The 3,072-nt window shown below is 72.4% G+C and carries 3 protein-coding genes; 2 read left to right on the top strand and 1 reads right to left on the bottom strand.

Features of this window, described 5'->3' with window-relative positions; all coding sequences use genetic code 11:
* Nucleotides 1-16: 16 nt before the first annotated feature.
* Nucleotides 17-499 carry a DUF2721 domain-containing protein gene (locus D7V97_RS41740; protein WP_120616091.1) on the bottom strand — a complete coding sequence of 161 codons (483 nt, stop codon included), beginning with the start codon at nucleotides 497-499 and terminating at the stop codon, nucleotides 17-19.
* A 115-nt stretch (nucleotides 500-614) separates the two neighbouring features.
* Here D7V97_RS41740 and D7V97_RS41735 point away from each other — a divergent pair, with 115 nt between their 5' ends.
* A complete protein-coding gene (locus D7V97_RS41735) occupies nucleotides 615-1,097 on the top strand; it encodes a MerR family transcriptional regulator (RefSeq protein ID WP_120616090.1) in 483 nt (160 codons plus the stop codon).
* Nucleotides 1,094-3,072, top strand: a 1,979-nt coding sequence (locus D7V97_RS41730; protein WP_120616089.1) for a VIT domain-containing protein, incomplete at its 3' end; no start/stop codon positions are given. The genes D7V97_RS41735 and D7V97_RS41730, both read left to right, overlap by 4 nt.

Here is a 3,072-nt window from a genome sequence, read left to right as displayed (position 1 = left end):
AGGCCGACCCCGGGACTCACGCCCCCGGTGGCGGCACGTCGCGGAACAGGTCCTCGCGCTCCAACGCGATGGCGCGGCGGCTCAGGCGCAGCGACGCGAGCGCGAACACCGCCATGGTGCCCAGCAACAGCACGCCCACGGAGAAGGACGCCACCGGCAGCGCCTCCGGCACCGGCACGCTGCGGCGCAGCAGGTACAGCAGCGACGTGGCCACGAAGGACAGCAGCGCCGCGTAGGTGATGCCAATGGCCTTCGCGAGGATGGCGTGGCGGCGGTCCATGATGGCCACCTCGTCGCGCAGGAGCGTCCGGCGCGGGTGGCCCTCCGGCAGCGTGCGCCACTCACGGACCATGTCGCGCAGGCGCGAGGTGATGCGTGAAATCTGGTTGTCCAACCCCGTCGCCAGGATGCCGCACCCGGACACCATGACCGCGGGCGTCACCGCCGTGCCGATGAGCTGGATGGAGGAGAAGTCCAAGCCGTCCGTGACGCCGTTCATGCCCCCCTTCTGGCCCACCGTCCGCCCGGCCGCCACCCCGTCCCATCCCGACACTGCGGTGGCGAATCGACACTGACGACTTGACACTGAAACTGTCGAGACCTACTGTCAGGGTGTGAGCACGCCCAAGACACAGACGGAGTGGAAGCTGACCACGCTGGCGGAGGCGGTCGGCGTTTCGCCGCGCACGGTCCGCTACTACGTCCAGCGGGGCCTCCTGCCCGCGCCCCCGTTCAAGGGGCCGGACACGGTGTACGGCGAGGAGCACCTGGTGCGGCTCAAGGCCATCCGGGTGCTCCAGGCGCGGTTCCTGCCGCTGGATGCCATCCAGGTGGAGCTGCTGCGGCTGTCGCCGGAGGAGCTGCGGCGGCTGGCGGAGACGCCGGTGCTCCCGGCGCCGCTGCCCGAAGCGCCCTCCCCGCAGGCCGCGCGGCTTCCGGGGAAAGACCCGACGGTGGAGGTGGCGCGTTACCAGCGCTGGCTCCTGGCGCCGGGGTTGGAACTGCACGTGTCGGAGCAGGCTGAAGCGAAGGTCCGGGCGCTGGCGGAGCGGGTGCGCGCCCTCATCGAGGAATCCGAAGAAGGGAAGCAGTCATGAACGAGCAGGCGAAGTGTGGGCTGTTCACGCGCGATGGGGCCCAGGTGCCCCTGCAAGGGGTGGAAGTCTCCGGTGAGCTGCTCGGAGGCCACGCGCGCGTGCGGGTGACGCAGCGCTACCGCAACGACGAGGCGAAGCCGGTGGAGGCCGTCTACACCTTCCCCCTGCCCTCGGACGCGACGCTCAGCGCCTTCTCGATGACGTGCGCGGGCCGCCGCGTGGCGGGGGTGGTGAAGGAGCGCGAGGAGGCCTTCCGCACCTACGACACCGCCATCACCGAGGGCCATGGCGCGGCGCTGCTGGACCAGGAGCGCCCCAACGTCTTCACCGCGCAGGTGGGCAACCTGCTGCCCGGCGAAGAGACGCTCGTGGAGGTGGAGTTCCTCCAGGCCCTCACCGCGGAGGAGGGCAGCGTGCGCTGGATGCTGCCCACGCTGGTGGCGCCCCGGTACATGCCCGGCGCCGTGAAGGGGGACCGCACGGCGCACGGCAACGCGGCCCCGACGACGCGGGTGCCGGACGCGGACCGCATCTCCCCGCCGCAGGGGAACCCGGACTACGGGCTGCGCATGGACCTGCTCATCGACGTGGGCGGTGAGGTGGTGGTGGAGAGCCCGTCGCACCCGCTCCTCCTCACCCGCGAGGGCACCCGCACGCGCGTGAACCTCCAGCGGGACCACGTGCGCCGGGGCGCGGGCGACGTGGCGCTGGACCGGGACGTGGTCCTCACGCTGCGCAACGCGAACCCGGACGTCATGCTCACGCCCGTGGTCGCCCACCGGAAGGCGGAGGGGCCGGGCACGTTCGCGCTGACGGTGGTGCCGGACCTGCTGAACCTGGCGACGGCGCCGCCCCGCCAGGAGGTGGTGTTCGTCGTGGACACCTCCGGCTCCATGGAAGGCAGCAGCATGCCCCAGGCCCAGGCCGCGCTCCGGCTGTGCCTGCGCCACCTGCGCGAGGGCGACCGCTTCAACGTCATCGCCTTCGAGAGCTCCTTCCGGACCTTCGCCAAGGAGCCGGTGCTCTTCACCCAGCGCACGCTGGAGCAGGCGGACGCGTGGGTCGCCGGGCTGCGCGCCAGTGGCGGCACGGAGCTGCTGGAGCCGCTCGTCGCCGCGATGAAGGCCGCGCCGGACGGCGTGGTGGTGCTGCTGACGGACGGACAGGTGGGCAACGAGGCGGAGATCCTCGAAGCGGTGCTCGCCGCGCGCGGGGCGGGACGGGTGTTCTCGTTCGGCATCGGCACCAACGTGAGCGACGTGCTCCTGCGCGACCTGGCGCGGCGCACGGACGGCGCGGTGGAGTTCATCCACCCCGGAGAGCGCATCGACGACAAGGTGGTGGCGCAGTTCTCCCGAGCGCTCGCCCCGCGCGTCACCGACCTGGAGGTCCGCTTCGACGGCGTGGAGGCCAGTGAGCTGGCTCCGGCCACGCTGCCGCCGCTGGTGGACGGCACGCCCTGGACGCTCTTCGGGCGCTATGCGCAAGGGGGCACGGGCAGCGTGACGCTGAAGGGGCGCTCGGGCCGGGAGCCCTTCTCCCTCACGGTGCGGCTGAACCTGCCGTCCCTGTCGGACCGTCCGGTGGTGGAGAAGTTGTGGGCCGCCGAACGCATCCGGGGCTGGCTGGACGCGGGCCTCGTGGGCCGGCGCGCGGACGCGATGAAGGACCGCATCGTGCGGCTCGCCATCGAGCACCAGCTCGCCACGAAGTACACGTCCTTCGTGGTGGTGGAGGAGCGCCAGGGCGAGCGCCGTGCGTCGGGCACGCCGGAGACGCGCGTCGTGCCGGTGAACGCGCCCCAGGGCTGGAGCATGTTCGGCAGCGCCAGCCCCGGCGAGCTGGATGACGACAGCCTCGCCGAGGGCGGCCTCAGGGTCGGCCCGCCTCGCAAGCTCATGCCGCCCATGCGCTCGATGCGGGGGCAAGGCCTTGCCCCCGGGGCTCCCCCTTCCGTGTCGGCCGGCCCCAGTGG

Source organism: Corallococcus sp. CA053C (genome assembly GCF_003611675.1).
Classification (GTDB): domain Bacteria; phylum Myxococcota; class Myxococcia; order Myxococcales; family Myxococcaceae; genus Corallococcus.
Note: the sequence above shows the minus strand (reverse complement) of the source record. Positions and strands in the feature narration are given on the sequence as shown.